This window comes from Bradyrhizobium sp. USDA 4473 (assembly GCF_054063335.1).
Map to the genome: position 1 here is coordinate 5,839,039 of NZ_JBSSGE010000001.1, position 23,220 is coordinate 5,862,258.

General features: G+C 65.6%; 25 protein-coding genes. 14 read left to right on the forward strand and 11 right to left on the reverse strand.

The annotated features are described in order from the left end of the window. Positions 1-4: 4 nt before the first annotated feature. The 6 genes from ACVW17_RS27585 to ACVW17_RS27610 all read left to right on the forward strand — a co-directional run bounded on the left by ACVW17_RS27585 (position 5) and on the right by ACVW17_RS27610 (position 6,229). Positions 5-1,105 (forward strand): ABC transporter ATP-binding protein, encoded by a 1,101-nt coding sequence (locus ACVW17_RS27585; RefSeq protein ID WP_456798100.1) that lies wholly within the window; start codon positions 5-7, stop codon positions 1,103-1,105. A gap of 29 nt (positions 1,106-1,134) precedes the next feature. Beyond that, the gene (locus ACVW17_RS27590) at positions 1,135-2,124 is read left to right on the forward strand and encodes a hydroxyacid dehydrogenase (protein WP_456754790.1); all 990 of its coding nucleotides are present in this window, start codon (positions 1,135-1,137) and stop codon (positions 2,122-2,124) included. Between the two features lie 158 nt (positions 2,125-2,282). Further along, on the forward strand, positions 2,283-3,707 hold the full coding sequence (locus ACVW17_RS27595; RefSeq protein WP_456754791.1) for an amidase: 1,425 nt from the start codon (positions 2,283-2,285) through the stop codon (positions 3,705-3,707). Between the two features lie 80 nt (positions 3,708-3,787). Beyond that, complete coding sequence (locus ACVW17_RS27600; protein WP_456754792.1) at positions 3,788-4,480, forward strand: hypothetical protein; 693 nt, start codon at positions 3,788-3,790, stop codon at positions 4,478-4,480. 28 nt (positions 4,481-4,508) lie between these two features. After that, positions 4,509-5,297, forward strand: a complete 789-nt coding sequence (locus ACVW17_RS27605; RefSeq protein WP_456754793.1) for a transporter substrate-binding domain-containing protein — start codon at positions 4,509-4,511, stop codon at positions 5,295-5,297. A gap of 179 nt (positions 5,298-5,476) precedes the next feature. Further along, entirely contained in the window at positions 5,477-6,229 is a 753-nt protein-coding gene (locus ACVW17_RS27610; protein WP_456754794.1) for a DUF2147 domain-containing protein, read from the forward strand. A gap of 153 nt (positions 6,230-6,382) precedes the next feature. On the opposite strand, the gene ACVW17_RS27615 is transcribed toward ACVW17_RS27610, so the two are convergent. Both ACVW17_RS27615 and ACVW17_RS27620 read right to left on the reverse strand, forming a co-directional pair. Continuing rightward, positions 6,383-6,787: a (R)-mandelonitrile lyase gene (locus tag ACVW17_RS27615; protein WP_456754795.1), complete on the reverse strand. Its 405-nt coding sequence runs from the start codon at positions 6,785-6,787 to the stop codon at positions 6,383-6,385. 23 nt (positions 6,788-6,810) lie between these two features. Further along, the gene (locus ACVW17_RS27620; protein WP_456754796.1) at positions 6,811-7,509 is read right to left on the reverse strand and encodes a ribonuclease activity regulator RraA; all 699 of its coding nucleotides are present in this window, start codon (positions 7,507-7,509) and stop codon (positions 6,811-6,813) included. Between the two features lie 213 nt (positions 7,510-7,722). Here ACVW17_RS27620 and pxpB point away from each other — a divergent pair, with 213 nt between their 5' ends. The 4 genes from pxpB (at position 7,723) to ACVW17_RS27640 (ending at position 10,920) form a co-directional block, all read left to right on the forward strand. Then, on the forward strand, positions 7,723-8,454 hold the full coding sequence (gene pxpB / locus ACVW17_RS27625; protein ID WP_456754797.1) for a 5-oxoprolinase subunit PxpB: 732 nt from the start codon (positions 7,723-7,725) through the stop codon (positions 8,452-8,454). Then, positions 8,451-9,485 carry a 5-oxoprolinase subunit C family protein gene (locus ACVW17_RS27630; protein WP_456754798.1) on the forward strand — a complete coding sequence of 345 codons (1,035 nt, stop codon included), beginning with the start codon at positions 8,451-8,453 and terminating at the stop codon, positions 9,483-9,485. The genes pxpB and ACVW17_RS27630 overlap by 4 nt, the downstream gene beginning before the upstream one ends. Before the next feature lie 89 nt (positions 9,486-9,574). After that, positions 9,575-10,348, forward strand: a complete 774-nt coding sequence (locus tag ACVW17_RS27635) for a LamB/YcsF family protein (protein ID WP_456754799.1) — start codon at positions 9,575-9,577, stop codon at positions 10,346-10,348. 149 nt (positions 10,349-10,497) lie between these two features. Continuing rightward, a complete protein-coding gene (locus ACVW17_RS27640; RefSeq protein WP_456754800.1) occupies positions 10,498-10,920 on the forward strand; it encodes a hypothetical protein in 423 nt (140 codons plus the stop codon). A gap of 74 nt (positions 10,921-10,994) precedes the next feature. Here ACVW17_RS27640 and ACVW17_RS27645 read toward each other — a convergent pair whose 3' ends face one another. The 3 genes from ACVW17_RS27645 to ACVW17_RS27655 all read right to left on the reverse strand — a co-directional run bounded on the left by ACVW17_RS27645 (position 10,995) and on the right by ACVW17_RS27655 (position 13,144). Continuing rightward, positions 10,995-11,147 (reverse strand): hypothetical protein, encoded by a 153-nt coding sequence (locus ACVW17_RS27645; RefSeq protein ID WP_456798101.1) that lies wholly within the window; start codon positions 11,145-11,147, stop codon positions 10,995-10,997. A 252-nt stretch (positions 11,148-11,399) separates the two neighbouring features. After that, complete coding sequence (locus ACVW17_RS27650) at positions 11,400-12,557, reverse strand: CmpA/NrtA family ABC transporter substrate-binding protein (RefSeq protein WP_456754802.1); 1,158 nt, start codon at positions 12,555-12,557, stop codon at positions 11,400-11,402. After that, positions 12,554-13,144, reverse strand: a complete 591-nt coding sequence (locus tag ACVW17_RS27655) for an ANTAR domain-containing response regulator (RefSeq protein WP_018271619.1) — start codon at positions 13,142-13,144, stop codon at positions 12,554-12,556. The genes ACVW17_RS27650 and ACVW17_RS27655 overlap by 4 nt, the downstream gene beginning before the upstream one ends. 120 nt (positions 13,145-13,264) lie before the next feature. Between ACVW17_RS27655 and rimO the strand changes: the two genes are divergently transcribed. Next, positions 13,265-14,590 carry a 30S ribosomal protein S12 methylthiotransferase RimO gene (gene rimO, locus ACVW17_RS27660; protein ID WP_456754803.1) on the forward strand — a complete coding sequence of 442 codons (1,326 nt, stop codon included), beginning with the start codon at positions 13,265-13,267 and terminating at the stop codon, positions 14,588-14,590. Positions 14,591-14,596: 6 nt separating this feature from the next. On the opposite strand, the gene ACVW17_RS27665 is transcribed toward rimO, so the two are convergent. Further along, positions 14,597-14,893 carry a hypothetical protein gene (locus ACVW17_RS27665; RefSeq protein WP_456754804.1) on the reverse strand — a complete coding sequence of 99 codons (297 nt, stop codon included), beginning with the start codon at positions 14,891-14,893 and terminating at the stop codon, positions 14,597-14,599. A 318-nt stretch (positions 14,894-15,211) separates the two neighbouring features. On the opposite strand from ACVW17_RS27665, the gene ACVW17_RS27670 reads away from it, so the two are divergent. Further along, positions 15,212-16,408, forward strand: coding sequence for an acetylornithine transaminase (locus ACVW17_RS27670; RefSeq protein WP_456754805.1), 1,197 nt, complete (start codon positions 15,212-15,214; stop codon positions 16,406-16,408). Positions 16,409-16,509: 101 nt separating this feature from the next. Here ACVW17_RS27670 and ACVW17_RS27675 read toward each other — a convergent pair whose 3' ends face one another. The 3 genes from ACVW17_RS27675 to pcsA form a co-directional block, all read right to left on the reverse strand. Continuing rightward, positions 16,510-17,484, reverse strand: coding sequence for a quinone oxidoreductase family protein (locus ACVW17_RS27675; RefSeq protein ID WP_456798102.1), 975 nt, complete (start codon positions 17,482-17,484; stop codon positions 16,510-16,512). A gap of 177 nt (positions 17,485-17,661) precedes the next feature. Continuing rightward, entirely contained in the window at positions 17,662-18,387 is a 726-nt protein-coding gene (locus ACVW17_RS27680) for a TerC family protein (protein ID WP_456754807.1), read from the reverse strand. Then, positions 18,384-19,112: a phosphatidylcholine synthase gene (gene pcsA / locus ACVW17_RS27685; RefSeq protein WP_456754808.1), complete on the reverse strand. Its 729-nt coding sequence runs from the start codon at positions 19,110-19,112 to the stop codon at positions 18,384-18,386. The genes ACVW17_RS27680 and pcsA overlap by 4 nt, the downstream gene beginning before the upstream one ends. A gap of 134 nt (positions 19,113-19,246) precedes the next feature. On the opposite strand from pcsA, the gene ACVW17_RS27690 reads away from it, so the two are divergent. Then, positions 19,247-20,431, forward strand: a complete 1,185-nt coding sequence (locus ACVW17_RS27690; RefSeq protein WP_456754809.1) for a UbiH/UbiF family hydroxylase — start codon at positions 19,247-19,249, stop codon at positions 20,429-20,431. A gap of 7 nt (positions 20,432-20,438) precedes the next feature. Here the strand turns inward: ACVW17_RS27690 and ACVW17_RS27695 are convergent, their stop codons facing one another. Further along, complete coding sequence (locus ACVW17_RS27695) at positions 20,439-21,392, reverse strand: AEC family transporter (protein ID WP_456754810.1); 954 nt, start codon at positions 21,390-21,392, stop codon at positions 20,439-20,441. A gap of 121 nt (positions 21,393-21,513) precedes the next feature. Here ACVW17_RS27695 and hspQ point away from each other — a divergent pair, with 121 nt between their 5' ends. Continuing rightward, entirely contained in the window at positions 21,514-21,846 is a 333-nt protein-coding gene (hspQ, locus tag ACVW17_RS27700; RefSeq protein WP_021081543.1) for a heat shock protein HspQ, read from the forward strand. A gap of 44 nt (positions 21,847-21,890) precedes the next feature. On the opposite strand, the gene ACVW17_RS27705 is transcribed toward hspQ, so the two are convergent. Continuing rightward, entirely contained in the window at positions 21,891-23,165 is a 1,275-nt protein-coding gene (locus ACVW17_RS27705; protein WP_456754811.1) for an MFS transporter, read from the reverse strand. Between the last annotated feature and the right edge of the window lie 55 nt (positions 23,166-23,220).

A 23,220-nucleotide genomic window follows, 5' to 3' on the forward strand; every position in this document is an offset into this window, starting at 1 on the left:
ACTTATGGCCGACGTCAGTTTGCGCAAGGTGGTGAAACGTTACGACGAGGTCGAGGCGGTGCGCGGCATCGACCTCGATATCGCCGACCATGAGTTCGTGGTGCTAGTGGGCCCGAGCGGCTGCGGCAAGTCGACGACGCTGCGGATGATCGCCGGCCTCGAGGACATCTCCGACGGCGACATCATGATCGGCGGCGACGTCGTCAACGACGTGCCGCCGAAGGACCGTGACATCGCGATGGTGTTCCAGAACTATGCGCTCTACCCGCACATGACCGTCGCCGAGAACATGTCGTTCGGGCTGCGGCTGAAACACTATCCCAAGGCCGAGATCAAGAGCCGGGTCACCGAGGCCGCCCGCATGCTCGACATCACCGACCTGATCGACCGCAAGCCGAAGCAGCTCTCCGGCGGCCAGCGCCAGCGCGTCGCGATGGGACGCGCGATCGTGCGCAATCCGAAGGTGTTCCTGTTCGACGAGCCGCTCTCCAACCTCGATGCCAAGCTGCGCGTGCAGATGCGGATCGAGATCAAGAAGGTGCACCAGAAGGTCCGCACCACGACCGTCTACGTCACCCACGACCAGGTGGAGGCGATGACGCTGGCCGACCGCGTGGTGGTGATGAACCACGGCAGGATCGAGCAGATCGGCACGCCCAGCGAGCTCTATCACAAGCCGGCGACCAAGTTCGTCGCAAGCTTCATCGGCTCGCCCGCGATGAATTTCGTGCCGTGCCGGCTCGAGGATGTCGGCGGCAAGCTCAACGTGCGGCTGACCGACCGGCTCGCCTTCGCGCTGCCGCCGGCGCGCGCCGCCCGCTACCAGGCGCTCTCGCGCAGCGACAAATTGTTGCTGGGCATCCGCCCCGAGCACGTCATGGAGGCACGGCCGCACGCCGAGCCCGGCGTCGAACCGTTCGACGCAGTGCTCGACGTCACCGAGCCGATGGGCATGGAGACCCTGGTCTATTTCACGCTGGAGGGCAGCCAGGTCTGCGGCCGGGTCAACCCCAATGCCGGCGCGCAGGATGGCAGCCCGCTCCGATTGGCTGTGGACCTCAACAATATGCATTTGCTAAACGAGGTGACCGGCGCCGTCCTTTGACGGCGTACAAGAAACCTCAAGGGCAGGAAATGGCCACCAACAAGAAGAAGATCTTCATCACCCAGACTCTGTCTCCGGGCGCGCGGGCGCTCCTCAACGAGCGGGACGACGTAGAACTCATCGAATTTCCCAACCTGATCTCGGCCAAGGATTTCCAGGCGATGCTGGAGCAGCATGCCCCGGTCCATGGCGTCGCGCTCGGCGCCACCCGGTTCGGCGAGGCCGAGCTGGAAGCCTCCAAGGGCATGATGGTGGTGACCCGGATCGGCGTCGGCTACGACGCCGTCGACGTGCCGGCGCTGTCCCGCCGCAAGGTGCCGCTGATGGTCGCAGGCACCGCCAACTCGCCGTCGGTCGCCGAGCAGGCCCTGTTCATGATGCTGACGCTGGCCAAGCGCGCGCAGGAAATGCATTCGATGGTCAAGGACGGCACCTGGGCGAGCCGGCTCGGCGTGCTGCCGTTCGATCTCTACGGCAAGACCGTGCTAATCGTGGGCTTCGGCCGCATCGGCACCCGCACCGCCAAGCGCTGCCTGGCGATGGAAATGAACGTGCTGGTGTACGACCCCTACAAGCCCGCCAGCGAGATCACCGCGGCCGGCTGCGAGGTGGTGCCGAGCCTGGAGGCAGCATTGCCGCGGGCGGATTTCGTCACCATCCATTGCCCGAAGAATCCCGAAACGATCGGCCTGTTCAACGCGGCCCGGATCCGCCTGATGAAGCCGACCGCCTATCTCATCAACACCGCCCGCGGCGGCATCGTCGACGAGAAGGCGCTGCACGACGCGCTGGTATCGGGCAAGCTCGCCGGTGCAGGCCTCGACGTGTTCGAGGTCGAACCGCCGCCGGTCGGCCAGCCGCTGCACGCTTTGCCCAACGTGATCATGGCGCCGCATGTGGCGGGCGTCACCGTCGAGGCGGTCGATCGCATGAGCGAACAGACCGCGCGCAATATCCTGAGCGTGCTGGACGGCAATCCGCTGCGCCAGAACGTGATCAACCAGGACGTCCTCGGCTGAGCTTTCAGCCTTCCCAAAAGCGCGATGAGATAGGTCGTCGCGCTTTAGTTTGTTTGAGCACGATCTTTTCGGAAAACCGCTTCACACTTTTCCGGATCGTGCTCTAGTTGCGCCGTGGCCGATCCGGCAAGGTCGGCCCGGCGATGCGGAGCATGCACATGGCTTTCAAGGAATTCGGCAACTACGATGCGGTCGGTCTCGCCGAGCTGGTCCGCAACAAGGACGTGACCGCGAAGGAATTGCTCGACGAGGCGATCGCGCGCACCGCCGCCATCGATCCGAAGATCAACGCTGTTGTCGTCAAGCATTACGACTACGCCGAGCGCCAGATCGCCAAGGGTTTGCCTGACGGTCCCTTCACCGGCGTGCCATTTTTGCTCAAGGACCTCGATCTGCTCGAGGGCACGCGCACCACCTCGGGTGCCAGCCTGCTGAAGGATTTTGTCGCCGACCATAACAGCACGCTGGCGCAGCGCTTCCTCGACGCCGGGCTTACGATCTTCGGCAAAAGCTCAAGCCCGGAATTCGGGCTGATGCCGACGACGGAATCCCGTCTGTTCGGCCCGACCCGCAATCCCTGGAATCTCGACCATTCCTCCGGCGGCTCGTCCGGCGGCGCCGGTGCTGCGGTTGCGGCGCGCATCCTGCCGGTCGCACATGCCAGCGACGGCGGCGGCTCGATCCGGATCCCCGCCTCCGCCTCCGGCGTGTTCGGCATGAAGCCGACCCGCGCCCGCAACCCGGTCGGCCCCGACCGTGGCGAAGGCTGGGGCGGCTTCTCCGTCGGCCATGTGCTGAGCATCAGCGTCCGCGACAGCGCGGTCATGATGGATGCGATCCATGGTCCGGAGCCGTCGAGCCTCTACGTCGCGCCTCCGCCGGAGCGGCCGTTCTCGCAGGAGGTCGGCCGCGACCCCGGCCATCTGCGTATCAGCTTCACCGACAAGTCGCCCTATGGCGATGCCATTGATCCGGAGATATCAGCGGCGGTCCGCGACGTCGCCAAGCTGCTGGCCGGGCTCGGCCACCATGTCGAGGAGCGCGCACCGCCGCTTGCAGCCGATCCGGCCGCGACCATGACGACGATCGTCGCCGGCAACACGGCGCTGACGATCCGCCTGCTCGAGCAGCGCGTCGGGCGCACGCTGACATCTGATGATGTCGAGCGGTTGACGCTCGCCAGCGGCCAGAACTCGGCCAAGATGACCCCGGCCGATTATGTCGCCGCGCAGCTTGCCGCATTCCAGATCTCGCGTGGGCTCGCGACCTTTTTCGAAGGCTGCGACATCTTTCTCAGCCCGACGCTGTGCGCGCCGCCGCTCCGCCTCGGCGAGCTGAACACGATGTCCGAGGACCTCACCCACATTGCGCCGGTGCTGCGCCGCTATATGCCGGGCACCTCGATGTTCAACATGTCCGGCCAGCCGGCGATGTCGGTGCCGCTGGCCTGGAACAAGGCCGGATTGCCGCTCGGCATGATGTTCGCGGCCAAGCTCGGCGAGGAAGGCCTGCTGTTCCGCCTCGCCGGCCAGCTCGAACAGGTCCGGCCCTGGAAGGACCGCCGCCCGCCGGTCTGCGCCTAGCTGACAAAGGACAGTCAGATCAGGTAGATAGGAAGGGCGTCGGCGCGATTCCGCCGGCGCCATGCCTGGGGGGCCGAACCGTGAGTGACCCGACCGACAATGCGCTCGCCGCGATCGCAAGCATTCTCGATCAGACGACGACGCCTCCCGAGAAGGCCAAACCGTCCGACAAGACGGCTGACAAGGCAGCCGAGCCCGCTGAGGAGCGGCCGGCCGCGATCGCGATGCCGCCGCCTCTGCCAACATCGGTCGAAATCGTTACGGTGGAGACCGTGTCGATCACGACTGTGTCCACCGAGCACGCGACTGTGTCCACCGAGCACGCGCCCGCCGCGCCGTCGGCGGTCGAGCCGCCTCCGGTCGAACAGTCCGAACCTGCCGAACAGCCCGAGCCAAGCCAGCCCGAGGCCCGCGAACCTGAGGTCGTCGAACCGGCAGCGGTCGAACCGGAGCCAAGCGAGCCGGAGCCTGAACCCGTCCAACCGGCCCAGCCGATCGAGGCGAACGGCTATTCGAAGTCCGGCCCGGGCCCGATGGCCGCACTGCGCTTTCGCTGGACGGTGCGCGAGGACGGTGGCCGATACTATGTCGACGAGACCGTCGGCGAAGGATCGACCCCGCTGGTCAACGGCCCGATGGACAGGGACGCGGCGATCAAATTTGTCGACGATCGCGAAGCCGAAGCGCGCCGCCGCTTCGAGCACTTCAGGCACGAGATCATCAGCCGCACTGCGACCGCCCTTCAGGCGCGCAAGGACAACACCGAAGCTTGAGTGACGACGCCCACCCAGGGGCACCGCAATGGAGAACACTTTTATGTTTCGCGCGCTGGCCGGCCTCGCTCTCGCTTTGCTTCTGTCCGCCGCGCATGCGCAGACCGCGCCGTCCCGGCTCGATGAGATCGTCAAGCGCGGCACGCTGCGCGTCGGGATGACCGGCGACTATTTGCCGTTCACTGCGCTCGACAAGGAGACCAATACCTTCCGCGGCTTCGATGTCGACATGGCGCGATCACTCGGCAAGGCGCTCGGCGTCAAGGTCGAGTTCGTGCCGACATCATGGCCGCAAATGATGAGGGATTTCGAGGCCGACAATTTCGACATCGCAATGGGCGGCATCTCCATCACCTTCGACCGGCAGAAGAAGGGCCTGTTCTCGACACCGATCATGCGCGAGGGCAAGACGCCGATCGCGCGCTGCGCCGACCAGGGCAAGTACGACACCCTCGCCGAGATCGACCAGCCCGGCACCCGCGTCATCGTCAATCCCGGCGGCACCAATGAGCGGTTCGCGCGCGCCCATGTGAAGGCGGCCGACATCCGTGTCTTCAACGACAACACCAGAATCTTCGACGAGATCGCCAAGGGCGACGCCGATTTGATGATGACCGACGCGTCCGAGACACGTTATCAGCAGAAGCTGCACCCCGGCGTGCTCTGCGCCGTGCATCCCGACAAGCCGTTCGACTTCGCCGAGAAAGCCTACTGGATGCAGCGCGACGTCGCCTTGAAGGCGTTCGTCGACCAATGGCTTCACATCGCGCGCGAAGACGGCAGCTACGCGAAGATCTACGCTGCGTGGTTCGAATAGCCTGCGTCAAACGCACGCGCTCATCATTCGATGCGGATCGCCTGAAACCAGACCGCAATCAGTGATTTGAACCTCATCGGTGAGGACACGACTCATGTTCTGACCGTGATTTGGGACACGTTCAACGAGGCGGTCACCGGATAGCCCTTGCGAAGGGGTTCCCTGCAGTGGAGGTCGAGATGAGGCAGCTTCTGGCGATCGCCACCCTTGCGCTGGCAAGCACGGCCGCAGCACAGGCGCAACACACCTTCGACTATGGCGGTCGCACCATCCGCATCGATCCCGATCGCGGCACGGTTTCGATCCCCGGCGTCTACGACAATACTCCCCGCCACACCAAGCGCGCCAGGAGCAAGGATGCCGAGCAGAAGCGCGAGCCGGCTCCGAAGGAAGCCAAGACGGATTCTCAAACCGCGCCGGCTGCACCACCTGCTGCGGCGCCAGCGCCTGCTCCAGCGACCGTTGATCAGACTGCTGCCCCGGCCGCGCCAGCAACATCTCAGCCGGCCGCCGCGACCACACCGCCGTCACACGCGCCGCCCCACGCAGCGCCGCCGGCAAGGCCCGTCACTGTCGGCACCGCGCCGCCAAGCGCGCCGGCGCCCAAGCCGGCAGCAACCCCCGTGCAAGCAGCCAACTCCCCGCTCGGCCTTTGGCTGACCGAGGAAAAGGAAGGCAAGGTCCGCATCGAGCAATGCGGTGCCAATCTCTGCGGTTATTCGGTCGACAAGAAGTCGAACGCCAACGGCGAGCAGGTTCTGATCAACATGAAGCCCGGCAAGGACAAATGGAGCGGCCGCATCTTCGATCCGAACAGCGGCAGCACGTACGATTCCACCATCGCGCTGAAGGGCCCCGACACGCTGCGCGTCCAGGGCTGCGCATTCGGCGGCATGTTCTGCGGTGGCCAGACCTGGACGCGGGTGAACTGACCTCTTGTAGCCCGGATGGAGCGCAGCGAAATCCGGAACTCTTGCCGCGGGGGCGCCCCGGATTGGGCTGCGCTTCATCCGGGCTACGGTCACCGAAAACAAAAAGCCCCACTCGTGAAAGCGGGGCTTTTCGGTTTGAGCTCGCGGCTGCGTTCAACCGATCTTGCCGTTGTAGTCCTCGTCGGTGACGTGCTCCATCCAGGTCGAGAACACGCCGTCGAGTGCCTCCTGCATGGCGATATGGGTCATGCTGTTGTCGGGCGAAGCGCCGTGCCAGTGCTTCTCGTTCGGCGGAATCCAGACGACGTCGCCGGGGCGGATTTCCCGGATCGGGCCGCCCTTGGCCTGCACCCGGCCGATGCCCGAGATCACATAGAGCGTCTGCCCGAGCGGATGGGTGTGCCAGGCGGTGCGCGCGCCGGGCTCGAACGAGACGCGCGAGGCGTTCAGCCGCGCCGGCGCCGGCGCCATGTTGATCGGGTCCTGCAGCACGCTGCCGGTGAAATGCTCCGCCGGCGCGCGGCGGGTCGGCCGCGAGCCGGAAACGTGGATATCCATGGGGTTACCTCCCTCTCTTGACGTTATTTCTTGGTCGCGGCGTAGCGTGCCTTGGTCTCGGCGTTCATCGGATACAGGCCGGGCAGCTGGGCACCATTATTCACCTCGTTGACGATCCAGGCTTCCATCCGTTCCTGCTCCGGCCCTTCGGCCAGCACGTGATCGAGGAAGGCCTGCGGGATCAGCACCGCGCCGTCCTGGTCGGCCACGACCACGTCATTCGGAAACACGGCAACGCCGCCGCAGCCGATCGGTTCGCCCCAGCCGACGAAGGTCAGGCCTGCAACGGACGGTGGCGCGGCATAGCCGTCGCACCACACCGGCAGGCCGGTGCCGAGCACGCCCTCGACGTCGCGCACCACGCCGTCGGTGATCAGCGCCGTCACCCCGCGCTTGACCATGCGCGCGCAGAGGATGTCGCCGAAAATGCCGGCATCGTTAATGCCCATGGCATCGACCACGGCGATGCAGCCCGCCGGCATCGCCTCAATCGCGGTGCGGGTCGAGATCGGCGACGACCAGGATTCCGGCGTCGCCAGATCCTCGCGGGCCGGCACGAAGCGCAGCGTGAAGGCGGGTCCGACCAGCCGCTTCTGTCCGGGCTTCAGCGGCTTGGTGCCGCGCATCCAGATGTTGCGCAGACCCTTCTTGAGCAGGACCGTGGTGATGGTGGCGGTGGACACGTGCGACAGCGTCGCGATCGCCTCAGTGGACAGTGACATCTGGAAAGCTTGCTCCGATGGGAGGAAAAAGACTGGCGCATGTTGCCGGGCAAGGGCGTTGCGTCAAGGGCTGAACGAAAATCCTGCGATCATCTAAATTTATCGCCGGCATGCCGATTAATTTATTGAAGTTGCTGCATCATTTTGCACGAAGCGAATTCCGTTTTAGATCGAAACACGCTAGCTTGATGGCGACCGAAGCCTGCTTGTCCCATGGCCGAACCCTTAAGTCCTCCCCGCCTTTTGCCGAGCGGCGACAGCGCCGTCACGGTGGAATTCAGCCGCACCATCGATGATGCCGCCAACCGGCGGGTGCTCGCGCTCGACCGCATGATCTCGGCCGAGCCGATCGCCGGCATCACCGAGACCGTGCCGACCTACCGCTCGCTGCTGGTGCATTACGATCCCGTGCAGATCGGCTTCGATGCGCTCGGCGAGCAACTGCTGGCGCGCGCCGCCAAGGCGCTGCCGAGCGAGACCGGAACGCGGCGCTGGCGCATCCCTGTCACCTATGGCGGCGAGCACGGCATCGACCTCGAGGATGTCGCAAAGACGCTCCAGACCACGCCGGATGACATCGTGGCACGCCACATCGCCGGCGACTATCGCGTCGCCATGATCGGCTTCACGCCCGGCTGGTCCTATCTCAGCGGTCTGGAGACATTCCTGCACATGCCCCGGCGCAAGGACCCGCGGCTCTTGACGCCCGCCGGCACCATCTCGATCGGCGGCATCCAGACCGGCGTGCAGTGCCTGGCCGGCCCGAGCGGCTGGCACCTGCTCGGCCGCACGCCGGTGAGGACCTATCAGTTGCATCGCGATCCGACCTTCCTGCTGGAGCCGGGCGATGCCATCACCTTCACGGCAATCGACGCCAAGACCTTTGCCGAACAGGACCGCGCCGCCGCGGCCGGCGAATTCGTCGCAGAACTGGTGACGCCATGAGCAAGCTCGTCGTCACCTCGATCGGCCCGGCGAGCTCGGTGCAGGATGCGGGTCGCCCGGGCTCGCAGCGCTATGGCCTGGTGCCGAGCGGCGCGATGGACCGGCTTGCGCTGGCCGCGGCCAATATCCTGGTCGGCAATGCGCCGTTCGCTGCCGCGGTCGAGATCGGCCCGTTCGGCGCCAGCTTCACCGCGCGCAACGGCGCCGTGCGCATCGGACTGGCCGGCGCATCGCGCAATGCTGACATTGGCGGCCGGCCTGTTGCGTTCGACAGCTCGGCAACGCTGGCCGACGGCGAGACACTCAATCTCGGCTTCGCGCGCGGCGGCTCGTTCAGCTATCTCGCGATCGAGCACGGCATCGAGGGCGAACCGATGTTCGGCAGCCTTGCGGTCAATGCCCGCGCCGGGCTCGGCAGCCCCTACCAGCGGCCACTGCAAAGCGGCGACGAATTGAAGACACAAGCCGCCAGCGGAGCCGCCGAGCGCCGGATCGAATTGCCGGCCGCGACCGACGCGCCGATCCGCATCGTGTTCGGCCCGCAGGACGACGAGTTCGCCGCGGACAGCAAGAAGCTGTTCACCGACAGCGAGTGGAAGATCTCGGCCACCAGCGACCGCATGGGCTACCGGCTCGAAGGCCCGGCCATCAAGCATCTCAACGGCCACAACATCGTCTCCGACGGCACCGTCAACGGCAGCATTCAGGTCCCCGGTAACGGCCAGCCGATCGTGCTGATGCCGGACCGCGGCACCAGCGGCGGCTATCCGAAGATCGCGACCGTGATCACGGCCGATTTCGGCCGCTTCGCGCAGATCTCCGCCGGCCGCCCGTTCCGCTTCAAAGCAGTGACGATGGCGGAAGCGCAGGCCGAGGCGATCAAGTTCCACGCGCTGCTGCAGTCCCTGCCCGACCGCCTCCGCGGCATCGAGGATTTCGGCCTCAACATCGAAGCGCTAAGAGATGCTAACGTCGCAGGACAGGCGGTCAGTGCCATCGACGCTGCGACGTGGCAGGTCGTCGTCCCGTAGAGCATCATCCGGAAAAGTGCCAAGCGGTTTTCCGACAAGATGATGCTCAAGCAAGTGAGCCAACACCAACAATCATCGGATCTGTCGTCATGACCTCAACCATCGACCTCAATTGCGATCTCGGCGAAAGCTTCGGGCCCTGGGAGATGGGCAACGATGCCGCGATGATCGAGCTTGCGACTTCGGTCAACGTCGCCTGCGGCTTCCATGCCGGCGACGCCGACATCATGAGGAAGACGGTCGAGCTCGCGAAGGCGCGCGGCGTCAGCGTCGGCGCCCATCCCGGTTATCGCGACCTGCACGGCTTTGGCCGCCGCCCGATGCCGGGACTGACGTCCTCGGAAATCGAGAACCTGATCGCCTATCAGATCGGCGCGTTGCAGGCGATCGCGACCGCGGCCGGGCACAAGGTCACCCATGTGAAGGCGCATGGCGCGATTTCGAATGTTGCTTGCGAGGATGACATGACCGCCAGGGCGATCGCCAACGCGATCAAGGCGGTCGATCCCAATCTCATCTTCGTGGTGCTCGCGAATTCGAAATTGGTGCGCGCCGGCGAAGCCGCCAATCTAAGGATGGCGCACGAGGTGTTCGCCGACCGCGCCTATGAGGACGACGGCAATCTGGTGTCGCGCAAGAAGCCGGGCGCCGTGCTACACGATCCCAAGGCGATCGCCGAGCGCGTGGTGCGGATGGTGCAGGATGGCGCGGTCGTCTCGGTCACCGGCAAGGTGATCAAGATGCAGACCGATACCGTCTGCATCCATGGCGACACGCATGGCGCGGTCGAGATCGCGCGCGATCTGCGCGCAGCGCTGAAGCAGGCGGGCATCACGGTCGCGCCGTTCAAGACCGCGCACTGAGCCGCAAACGTATCCATCGGCAAGGGCCGGCCGCGGCGCCGGCCCTTTAGATTCCGTTAAGAGTCTTCTTAAACCCAAACTTGCCGTTTGATTGCTAGTTGCAGCTTCCGAGCCTCTGATTGTCCTCTCAGGAAATTGGGTACGAAAGCATGTTCCGCACCAGCCTCTCCCTCGCCATTGCCGCGGTCGCCACCGCCGCGTTCGCCAGCGCGGCCTCCGCCGGCTGCTACAGCTGCTATACGCCGCCGCCCCAGCCCTGCACGACCTGCTATCAGGTGCAGACGGTGCCGCCGCAATATCGCACGGTGCAGGAAACCGTGATGGTCGCGCCGGGCCGCGTCGTCGCGCATCGCACGCCGGCGCAATATCGTACCGTGATGGTGCCGCAGACCGTGATGGTCGCGCCCGAAGGCGTCGCCTATGAGCGCATCGCGCCGCAATACGCCACCCAGGAGCGCACCGAGATGGTCTCGCCGGGCTATTCCTACTACGCGCCGGTTCAGCAGACCTGCAATACCTGCGGCGGTGGTTACGGCTACAGCTACGGCTACGGTCGCGGCTACGGCTACTGAGCCGTCAGCATCCAGCTAACACAAAGCCGCCGCCTGAGGACATCAGACGGCGGCTTTGCAGTTTCCTCAGGGCCTCAGAACGGGTGGACGGACAGCGTGCCGAACACGATGGCCGCGATCACCGCAAAGGCGCTGCACAGCGCCGCGGTGTGAACGCCGGTCCCGGACTTCCTTGAAATGTGTCGCGCGTAAAGGTGCAGGCGGGCTTCCGCCGATAGTTCGCGCATGGTCGATCTCCAACGCCCCATTCTCGGGCATATGGAATATCGTTCGCGCCGCAATTCAAGCGGGTGACAAAAATAGCGATGCCACCGCCTTCGGGAACGCGGTTCCGAGAGGAATATTCCTTCTCGAGAGCGGGCCCGAGAATCCTATTCGTTGCAATCCAAGGCGTCCGGAACCCGCGCCGGCCCCGCAACAACCAAAACTCGTGAAACAACCCCATGCAAAGGAGCCGAAGGTAAGCCACTACGCCGCGTTCAGGGCTTCCAGCGTCCGATCTTGAAGGCAGCCAGATGGCCCGGGACGTCGGCCGGATCGAACGGTGGACCGGCGAACGCGCCGATGGCGCTGGAGGCGCCTGCCGGGCGCCCTGACGCGGCGTCGTAGAGGTCGGGCCTGAACACGGCCATCGCAGCCTTCAGCGCCTCCGGCCGGTACGGCGTCTGGCCCCAGCGGACCATCTGGGCATAGAGCCAGGCCGCCTGCGCCGGGTCCGGCCGCGCCGCGGCCTCGCGCCCGACCAGCAGATAGCGGCTGCTCTCGCGCATGGTGCCGTCGGGCGAGATCTTCAGCCGGCCATCGAGCGTGCGCTGGATGACGCTGGCATCGACGCCGATCCGCTCGGGTGAGCTGAGGATGCGTGCCACCTCGCCCCGGTTCTCGGGCTGCTCGATGAACTCCGCGGCGCGCAGATGCGCGCGCACCAGCGACGCGACGATGTCGGGATGCTTCTCCGACCAGCCCTGGCGCACCGCGAGCACCTTCTCCACCGCGCTGAGCAGGATATCCGAGACGAAATGCAGGATGTGGCCGATGCCGAGATCGACCGCGATCGAATTCCACGGCGCGCCGACGCAGAACGCGTCGACGTGGCCGTTGGCGAGGCTGTCCGCCATGTAGGGCGGCGGCAGCACCACGAGCTGGACGTCCTCATCGGGATCGACGCCGCCGGCGGCCATCCAGAACCGCAGCTGGTAATTGTGGGTCGAGAACGGAAACGTCATGCCGAAGGTCAGCGGCTCCGCCCCGCTCTTGCGCCGCTTTGCCACCACGCGGGCCAGCGCCTGCGAGGTCGCCATCGGGTCGAAGCGATCGCCGTCGAGCTCCTCCATCAGCGCCGCGTGCAGGGCTGGCGACACCGTGATGGCGTTGCCGTTGAGCCCGAGATTGAAGGGCGCCGTGATCGGCACCTTGACGTGGCCGAGCCCGAGGCTCGAGGCGATCGCCACTGGTGCCAGCAGATGGGCGGCGTCGAACAGGCCGATATTGAGCTTGTCGCGGACATTCGACCACGACACTTCCCGCACCAGGGTGACGTCGAGGCCCTCGTCGGCGGCGAAGCCCTTGTCGACGGCGGTGATCAGGGCGGCAGCGTCCACCAGCGGGATGAACCCGATGCGCAGGGGTGTGGTCATTTCAAGAGCTCCGACGCCGTCAGGATCGATTGCGCGATCTCGCCGATCTTCTTCTTCTCGCGCATCGCGGTCGAGCGCATCAGCACATAGGCCTCCTCTTCGGTCAGCCCCTTCACCTTCATCAGGATGCCCTTGGCGCGATCGATCACCTTGCGCTCCTCCAGCGCATGCTTGGTGCGGTCGAGCTCGTCCTGCAATTTGGAAAAGGCATTGAAGCGCGACACGCAGAGATCGAGGATCGGCTTCATCCGTTCCTTCTTGAGCCCGTCGACGATGTAGGCCGAGACGCCCGCCTCCACCGACGCCTGGATCGAGGCGGCGTCGCTCTGATCGACGAACATCGCGATCGGCCGGCGGACCGCGCGGCTGACCTGGAACATCTGCTCCAGCACGTCGCGGCTGGGGTTCTCGAGGTCGATGACGATGATCTCGGGGTCAAGCGCATAGATCCGCGACAGCAGGCTCTGCATCTCGCTGATATGGACCACGTCCGTATAGCCGGCCTCCCGCAGTCCCTCCTCCAGGATGGCCGCGCGGATCGGGCTCTCGTCGACTATGACGATCTTGGGAGACGATTCTGCGCTCATCGACAACTCTTAAAGCCCGGCGAGAAGCATCCATATCACGCCGGAAGCCCGCGGAAAGGGTTGTAATTCTCGGCAATTGGGACTAGCTCCTGCCCATCAATCAGGCAGATTTGGGACGATATGCAAGAGGCCGCCGCGCCGAAAGTGAGCTTCGTGTCCTTGGGGTGCCCCAAGGCGCTGGTCGATTCCGAGCGGATCATCACCCGGCTGCGCGCGGAGGGCTACGAGCTGGCGCGCAAGCACGATGGCGCCGACATCGTGATCGTCAACACCTGCGGCTTCCTCGACAGCGCCAAGCAGGAATCGCTCGCTGCGATCGGCGAGGCCATGGCCGAGAACGGCAAGGTCATCGTCACCGGCTGCATGGGCGCCGAGCCGGAGCAGATCGAGAGCGCCTATCCCGGCGTGCTCTCGATCACGGGCCCGCAGCAATATGAGAGCGTGCTGGATGCCGTGCATCGCGCGCTGCCGCCGGCGCACAACCCGCATGTCGATCTGGTGCCGCCGCAGGGCGTCAAGCTGACGCCGCGGCACTACGCCTATTTGAAGATTTCCGAAGGCTGCAACAATCGCTGCAGCTTCTGCATCATCCCGAAGCTGCGCGGCGACCTGGTGTCGCGGCCGGCCAATGACGTGCTGCGCGAGGCCGAGAGGCTGGTGAAGGCTGGCGTCAAGGAATTGCTCGTGATCTCGCAGGACACTTCGGCCTATGGCGTCGACCTGAAATATGCCGAGAGCCCGTGGCAGGATCGCAGCGTGCGCGCCAAGTTCTTCGACCTCGCCAAGGAGCTCGGCGAACTCGGCGCTTGGGTGCGGCTGCAATATGTCTACCCCTACCCGCATGTCGACGAGGTCATCGGCCTGATGACCGAGGGCAAGGTGCTGCCCTATCTCGACATCCCGTTCCAGCATGCGAGCCCCGACGTGCTGCGCGCGATGAAGCGCCCGGCCGCGCAGGAGAAGACGCTGGCGCGGATCCAGAAATGGCGCGAGCAGTGCCCCGAGTTGACGCTGCGCTCGACCTTCATCGTCGGCTTCCCCGGCGAGACCGATGCCGATTTCGCCTATCTGCTCGACTGGCTCGATGAAGCCGGGATCGACCGCCTCGGCTGCTTCAAATACGAGCCGGTCGCCGGCGCCACCTCGAACGCGATTGGCAATGCCGTGCCCGACGAGGTCAAGCAGGAACGCTGGAATGCGCTGATGGCCCGGCAGCAGAAGATTTCGGCGCGACGGCTGAAGCGCAAGGTCGGCACCCGCCAGCAGGTGATCATCGACGAAGTCGGCCCGACGGTCGCCAAAGGCCGCTCAAAGGCCGATGCGCCCGAGATCGACGGCGCCGTCTACCTCACCAGCCGCCGCCCCCTCAAAGTCGGCGAGATCGTCACCGCCAGGATCGAGCGCTCCGACCAATACGACCTGCACGGCAGCGTCGCTGGTTTCTGACGTCGCCTAATGGGGCGCCGGTGGAGCGGCGAGCGCCGGGTCCAACGTGCGGAGCACGCGATGGATACGCACCGAGCTACCGATGCCTGCACTGCGCACATAGGCATCGATGACCTCCTCGCTGTCGACCACCACGAGTCCAAACAACTTGCGGTCGTCAGTTGCATAGGTGCAGATCCAATGCATCTTGCCCTGCGTCGCAACGATGGCATCCAACGCAATGCGCGCATGACGCGCCGCCTGCGCGTCGTCGGTCACGTCGAAATTGGCCGGAAGATCTCGTTCGATCAGCAGCTTGATCACGGCGCCACCTCCAAGATTGCTCCAAGATTGCCTCGTCGCAGCTTAACTCGCTCCGCGAGCCGGTTGCGTGCGATATCACCTCCCGCTTGACACCGCCGCCCCTTCGGCTGTATGGCCCTGCGCCATGAAGCTGAACCGGACCCACCGCCGCGCCATCTGCCGTCGTCGCTCCCGCGACGATGCTGGGCTGCGCCGTGTCCGACGCCATCGCTGATTAGCTGACATCAGCCAGGGTTTTCGAGAAGGCCGCGCCCCCAAAGCGCGGCCTTCTCGCTTTTCGGCCTGCCCCTTCCCCACACGACCCCAGAGGAGATCGACATGACCAACGCTACCCAACCGTTCGACGCGCTGATGGACATCACCGCCCGCCCCGAGGTCGTGTTCGTACGCGGCGCCGGCTCGTATCTGTGGGACAACAACCGCAACCGTTATCTCGATTTTGTGCAGGGTTGGGCCGTCAACGCGCTCGGCCATTCGCCGCCGGCCATCGCCGACGCGCTGGCCGCGCAGGCCCGGCGGCTGCTAACCCCGAGCCCGGCGTTCTACAACGAGCCGAGCCTGAAGCTGGCAAAGGCGCTGGTCGAGAACAGCTGCTTCGACCAGGTGTTCTTCGCCAATTCCGGCGCCGAGGCCAATGAGGGCGCGATCAAGCTCGCGCGCAAATTCGGCGCCAAGTACAAGGGTGGCGCGCACGAGATCATCACCTTTGAGGGCGGCTTCCACGGCCGCACGCTCGCGACCATGTCGGCCTCGGGCAAGAAGGCGTTCGAGCCGCTGTTCGAACCGAAGGTCTCAGGCTTCCGGAAAGCGCGGCTGAACGACATCGAGTCGGTGCGCAAGCTGATCTCTGCGTCGACGGTCGCGGTGATGCTGGAGCCGATCCAGGGCGAAGCCGGGGTCTGGCCTGCGACGGGCGAATTCCTCAGGGAGTTGCGGGCGCTGACCCAGCAGCGCGGCCTGCTCCTGATCGTCGACGAGATCCAGACCGGCATGGGCCGAACCGGAAAGCTGTTCGGCTATGAGCATGCCGGGATCGCACCCGACATCATGACGCTCGGCAAGGGCATCGGCGGCGGCGTGCCGCTGGCGGCGCTGCTCGCGACCGAGCATGCCTCGTGCTTCGACCACGGCGATCAGGGCGGCACCTTCAACGGCAACCCGCTGATGTGCGCCGCCGGCCTCGCCGTGCTCGATCAGATCGGCAAACCCGATTTCCTGAAATCGGTTGCCGATGCCGGCTTGCTGCTGGAGCGCGAATTGCAGCGGCTGTCGGCGCGGCATGGGCTCGGCGAGATCAGGGGCCGCGGCCTGTTGGTCGCGCTCGATCTCAAGATGCCGATCGGCGCGGCCGTGGTTGCCGAAGCATTTGCGGCCGGCGTGCTGATCAACTCGCCACAGCCGGACGCGCTGCGCTTCATGCCGGCGCTCAATGTGACGCGGGAAGAGATTTCCGCTGTCATCGATTGCCTGGACATCGTGCTGACGAAGGTCGGTGCGGCCAGGCGGGTGGCGTAGCAACCACTGTCATTGCGACCGAAGCGAAGCAATCCATCCCTCCGCGCATGCGGGACAACGGATTGCTTCGTCGCTTCGCTCCTCGCAATGACGGCAGAAACTTACGGCCTGAGAATCGCCGCGCCGGTGGTCGCCCGGCTCTCCAGATCGGTATGCGCCTTGGCCGCATCCTTCAGCGCATAGGCGTGGTTGATCGGCACGTGCAGCTTGCCGTTGATGACGGCGGCGAACAACGTGTCCGCGCCTTCGAGCAGTTCCTTGCGGGTGCCGACATAATCGTTGAGCTTGGGCCGCGTCGCGAACAGCGAGCCGTGGTTGTTGAGCTCGGCGAGCGGGAACGGCGGCACCGGGCCCGACGCGTTGCCGAACGAGACGAACAAGCCGCGTGGCCGCAGGCACGACAAGGATCCCGGGAAGGTGGTCTTGCCGACGCCGTCATAGACGACGTCGCAGAGCTCGCCGCGGCTGATCTGCTTGACGCGTTCGACGAAGTTCTCCTCGTTGTAGAGGATGACGTGGTCGCAGCCATTCGCGAGCGCGAGATCGGCCTTGGCCTTCGAGCCGACGGTGCCGATGACATGCGCGCCGAGCGCGTGGGCCCACTGGCAGGCCAGCAGTCCGATGCCGCCCGCCGCCGCGTGGATCAGCACGCGATGGCCATGCTCCACCTTGAAGGTCTTGTGCAGGAGGTACCAGACCGTCAGCCCCTTGAGCATCAGCACGGCGCCCTGCTCATAGGTGATGTGGTCGGGCAGTTTTACCAGTTTGTCTGCCGGGATGACCCGCTCGGACGCGTAGCCGCCGAGGTTGTAATAGTAGGCGACGCGATCGCCTGGGTGGAAATTGGTCACGCCGGGGCCGACGGCCAAAACCTCGCCTGCGGCCTCGTTGCCGGCGATGAACGGTAGGCCGGGCGCCTTGTAGAGGCCGGTACGGAAATAGACGTCGATGAAGTTCAGCCCGACCGCATGCTGGCGGATCCGGACCTCGCCGTTCCCCGGCGGGCCGACCTCGACGTCCTCATAAGTCAGGACTTCCGGGCCCCCCACCTTGTGCACGCGCACAGCCTTGGTCATGTCGTCGCTCCCCTCAGATATCGGCGCCAGGCAAGCGAATGCCAACGGCGCTGGCTTGTCAACCAAGCCGCGTGGACCAAGCCGCCTGGAACTTGGCCACTAGATGCATGATCTCCGCGCAAACGCGTTCCGCGTTTGTCGCGAGGGAAAACCGCGTCGCACTTTTCCGGATCATGCCTAGCCTGCCGCCTTCTTGCGGTTGCGCCTGGCCAGCACGTTGAATGCCTCGACCGCGGCCGAGAACGCGATTGCGAAATAGATGTAGCCGCGCGGAATGTGGAATTTGAAGCCGTCGGCCACCAGCGCCACGCCGATCAGCACCAGAAAGGCCAGCGCCAGCATCTTGGTGGTCGGATGCTCCGCGACAAACCGCGCCACCGGTCCGGACGAGATGTACATGATGGCGCAGGCGATCACGACCGCCGCGATCATGATCTCGATGTCCTGCGCCATGCCGATCGCGGTGATGATCGAGTCCAGCGAGAACACCAGGTCGATGACGATGATCTGCACGATCACCCAGAAGAACGCGTTCGGGCTCGGCTTGTCGGTCGCCTCGACGTCACGCGCCTCGACCTCGGCGTGGATCTCGTGGGTCGCCTTGGCGATCAGGAACAGGCCGCCGCCGATCAGGATGATGTCGCGCCAGGACAGCGCGACGCTCACGAAAGCGATCACCGGCTGCGTCAGCCCGATCAGCCAGACCAGCACGCTGAGCAGGATGATGCGGAATACCAGCGCCAGCAGCAGGCCGATCTGCCGCGCGCGATCGGCCTGCGGTTGCGGAATCCGCGAGACGAGCACCGACAGGAAGATGACGTTGTCGATGCCGAGCACGATCTCGAGCGCAGTCAGAGTCAGCAGCGCAGCCCAGGCTTCCGGGCTGGTGATCAATTGCATCATGCTCTGAAGGCTTTCATCCGGCGAATCACGGTATCGCTGCCGACGATGTAGACGGCAATGGCACAGAGACCGAAGGTGATCGAGGGGCCGACGACGAAATCGTTGGCAAGCGTGTACATGCCGAGCAGCGCCCAGGCGGCGAGCAGCCACAGCGTCAGCCAGCGCAGCCGCACCACGCGCAACGGATGCAGCACGTGGAACGGCGCGAAGGTCAGCACGATCAGCAGCGCGACCACGACGGTCGACAGCACCGGCGGCAGATGCAGCAGGAACAGATAGAACGCCGCCGCATTCCACAGTGCCGGAAAACCGCGGAAATGATTGTCGTCGGATTTCATGCGGCGGTCGGCGAAATACAGCGCGCTGGACACCACGATGCCGATGCCGAGGATCGGCGCGGCCAGCGGCAGCAGCATGCCGCTCGCGGTGATCGCATAGGCCGGCACGAACACATAGGTGACGAAATCAACCACCAGGTCGAGCACCTCGCCCGACCAGTTCGGCTGCAACCGCACCACGTCGAGCCGGCGCGCCAGCGGGCCGTCGATCCCGTCGATGATCAGCGCAACCCCGAGCCAGCCGAACATGTTGGCCCAGTGCTCCCGCACGGCTTCCAGCATGGCCAGCAGCGCGACGCCGGCGCCGAGCGCCGTGAAAATGTGAACGGAGAATGCGGCGGTCCGCATCCGTTCTGGCAACGCATCGGGCTGGCTCGAGTGCTCCATCGGCCGAAGTGCTATCAGGAATCGGCCGGCTTTGCATATGCGCTGTTGCGGCGTTCCGCCGCGCAAAGCGTTGGAAACTCTTGGTGGTTAGCAATGGCTTGAAAATCGGGCCAAGCATGTCAAATGTCCCTGGTATGACCGACAGCTCGCAGTATTATGACGTTATCGTAATAGGCGGCGGTCCGGCCGGTTTGACGGCCGCGATTGCTCTCTCCGACGCCGGCGCGCGGACCGCGCTGTTGGCGCGCCGCGCTCCCTACGCCGACAACCGGACCACCGCACTGCTCGGCGGCTCGACCGAGATCCTGGAACGGCTCGACGTCTGGCGGCGGTGCAGCGACAGAGCGGCGGCGCTCAAGACCATGCGTCTGGTCGACGACACCGGCCGCCTGATCCGCGCGCCGGAGGTGCGGTTCTCCTCCGAGGAGATCGGGCGCGAGCAGTTCGGCTTCAACATCGACAACCGGTCGCTGGTCGCAGCGCTCGAGGAGCGCTCCGGCGAAATGGCCGCGCTGACCCGGTTCGACGACGAGGCGGCCTCGGTGCAGCCGGGCGATGCCGCAGTCACGGTGGCGACGCGGCAGGGCCAGTCGCTCACCGCCCGGCTGGCGGTCGGCGCCGATGGCCGCAATTCATTGTCGCGCGAGGCCGCCGGCATCGAGGTGACGAGCCGCGCGCTCGGGCAGTCCGCCCTCACCTTCAACATCACGCACACGCGGCCGCACCACAACATCTCGACCGAATTTCACACCGGGCACGGCCCTTGCGTGTTCGTGCCGCTCGCCGGCAACAGAAGCAGCGTGGTCTGGGTCTCCTCGCCGAAGGAAGCCGAGCGCCTGAAGGCGCTCAGCGACGACGAATTGTCCGTCGCGGCCGAACGCCAGTCGCACTCGATCCTCGGGCGCGTCGAGGTCGAGGGCGGCCGTCACGTGTTTCCGCTCGCGATCGAGCGGCCGCGGCAATTTGCAAAAGACCGGATCGCGCTGGTCGGGGAATCCGCCCACGTGCTGCCGCCGATCGGCGCGCAGGGCCTCAACATGGGGCTGCGCGACGCTGCCGACATTGCCGAGATCACGGGCCAGGCGATCGGCCGCGGCGAGGATCCCGGCGCGCCGAACGTGCTGTCACGCTACCAGGCGGCGCGGCGTCCGGACGTTGCCAGCCGGACCTGGGCGATCGATCTCGCCAACCGGTCGCTGCTGAGCGACTTCCTCGGCGTGCAGACGGCGCGTGCCGCCGGCCTGCATCTGCTCGGCGCATTCGGCCCGCTGCGGCGGCTCGCGATGCGCGAGGGCCTCGCGCCGTCCTGGCGGCGGTAAACCTTCCTCAAGGAAACACCAGCCGGCCGCTCTGGATGAACCACATCACGCTGGTCAGCGTGACCACCGAGGCGAAGGTGCCGATCAGCACCGCGACCGAGGCCGGCTCGATCCAGGTATCGTTCTGCCGCGCGATCACGAACACGTTGAGCGCCGGCGGCAGCGAGGCCATCAGCACCGCGGTCGCCGCCCAGGGCTGCGCGAACGGGCCGAACAGCAGCATCAGGCCGAACGCGAGCAGCGGATGGATCAGCAGCTTGATCGCGACCACGCCCGGCACCTCCCACGGCACCCGCTCGAACGGCCGCAGCGCCACCGTGACGCCGAGCGCGAACAGCGCCATCGGCGCGGCCGCGTTTTGCAGGAACTGGATGGTGCGGTCGAGCGCGACTGGAATTGGGACATGAAACGCGGCGACCAGCGCGCCGAACACCGCCGACATGATCAGCGGGTTCTGCACGATCTGCTTGAGCACCACGCCGAGCGCGTGCAGTAGCGAGGGATGGTCGCGGTCGGTGAGCTCGATCAGGAGCGGCACGATCGAGAACAGGAAGATGCTGTCGCAGCAGAAGATCAGCGCGGTCGGCGCCGCCGCCTTGGCGCCGAGCACAGCAAGCGCAAGGCCCGGCCCCATATAGCCGATATTGCCGTAGGCGCCGGACAGGCCGGCCAGCGTCGCCTCGCGCAGCGAGAGGCCCCCGATCAGCTTGCCCGCGACCATCGCCAGGAAGAACGCGATCACGGTGCCGAGCGTGGTGGCGATCAGGAATGGCGGGTTGTTCAGCTCCGCAAACGGGGTCTTGGACATGATCCCGAACAGCAGCGCCGGCAACGAAACGTAAAGCAGGAAGAAATTCATCCAGGCGAGCCCGCTCTCGGGCAAACCCTTGGCTTTTCCGCACGCGTAACCGATGAAGATCAAGCCGAAATACGGCAGCGCCAGATTGAGGATATCGATCATTCTGAAAGTAGTTTCTCGGCGGGTTTTCGGGTGGTTTTTGCAGGGCTGGAATCGGTAAACCGATGGTTAATTCGAAGCTTAGCCCCTAGCATCGGCCACAATGTTGGTCTATCGACGAACCATGATCAAAGCGCGCACCGCCAAATTCCAGATCGGGCAGATCGTCCGTCACCGGGTGTTCTCCTTCCGGGGCGTGATTTTTGATATCGACCCGGAGTTCAACAACACCGAGGAATGGTGGCTGTCGATCCCCGAGGACATGCGGCCGCACAAGGACCAGCCGTTCTATCACCTGCTCGCGGAAAACTCGGAGACCGAGTACGTCGCCTATGTCTCTGAGCAGAACCTGCTGCCCGACGAGTCCGGCGAGCCGATCCGGCATTCGCAGGTGGCGGAGATCTTCATCAAGGACAAGTCGGGCGGCTACCGTCCGCGCAATCCCTCGCTGAACTGACACGCCCCCGGGCGTGCGAATGCTGCGGCATTCGCCCGGCACGTTCACACGCCCTCACGTTTGGCGAGCGCCACCGCGATCGCCCAGACCACAAAGCCCGCCAGCGCGAGGCCCGCGCCGACAAGGCCGGTCGACGTCCAGCCATAGCCTGCCGCAACCGCCATGCCGCCGAGCCACGGGCCCAGTGCATTGGCGACGTTGAAGGCGGAATGGTTGAGCGCAGCAGCAAGGCTCTGCGCCTCGCCCGCGACATCCATCAGCCGGGTCTGCAACACCGTGGCGAGCGCCCCGCCGAGCCCGATCAGGAACACGTCGGCGCTCAGCGTCCAGACATTGCCGGCCGCCAGCGGATACAGCGCCAGCGTCGCCGCCGACCACAGCAACAGCCCGCCCGCGGTTGCCATCAGCGCGCGGTCGGCGAAGCGCGGCACGATGATGTTGCCGGCGGTGAGGCCGGCGCCGAACACGCACAGCGTGACCGGCACCAAAGCGGGCGATGTGTGAGTCACCGCCAGCATGGTCGACGCCAGATAGGTGTAAACCGAGAACAGCCCGCCGAAGCCGATCGCGCCGATCCCAAGCGTCAGCCAGACATGCTTGCGCCCGAGCGCCGACAATTCGCGCAGCGGGCTTGCATTGGTGTTGGCGGCATCGCGCGGGGCGAAGATCAGCACCAGGATGGCGGTCAGGAGCGCGAGGCCGGCCACGATCGCGAACGCCCAGCGCCAGCCGATCACCTGCCCCACCCCATTGGCCAGCGGGACACCGATCGTGGTCGCGATCGTGAGGCCGAGAATCACGCGGCCGACCGCTGCCGTGCGCTTGTCCATCGGCACCAGCGAGGCCGCGACCAGCATGGCGATGCCGAAATAGGCGCCGTGCGGCAGCCCGGCGAGGAAGCGCAGCACCAGCATCGTATGATAGTCCGGCGCGAGGCCGGAGAGACCGTTCATCAGCGCGAAGAAGCCCATCAGCGCGATCAAGAGATTGCGCCGCGTCATCCGTGCCGACAGCACGGCGATGACAGGCGCGCCGACCACGACGCCGAGCGCGTAGGCGCTGATCGCGTGGCCCGCCTGGGGTTCGCTGACGTTGAGGTCATGGGCGAAGAACGGCAGCAGGCTCATGGTCGCGAATTCGGCGATGCCGATCGCGAACCCGCCCATCGCCAGCGCAAGATGGACGATGCCGGGATGAAAGCTGCCTGGAACGTTGTCCTGGTTGACGCGGATACCAGCATCGACCGCAGCAGCGGCGACCGGCGGCTCTGTGGGCCGGGACACCGGTTCCCGACGCTGCGTGCTGACTTGCTGGGACATTGCGCGACTTCCATGACTGCGAATGGCGGCCAGCGGTCACGAACAACCACGCGCG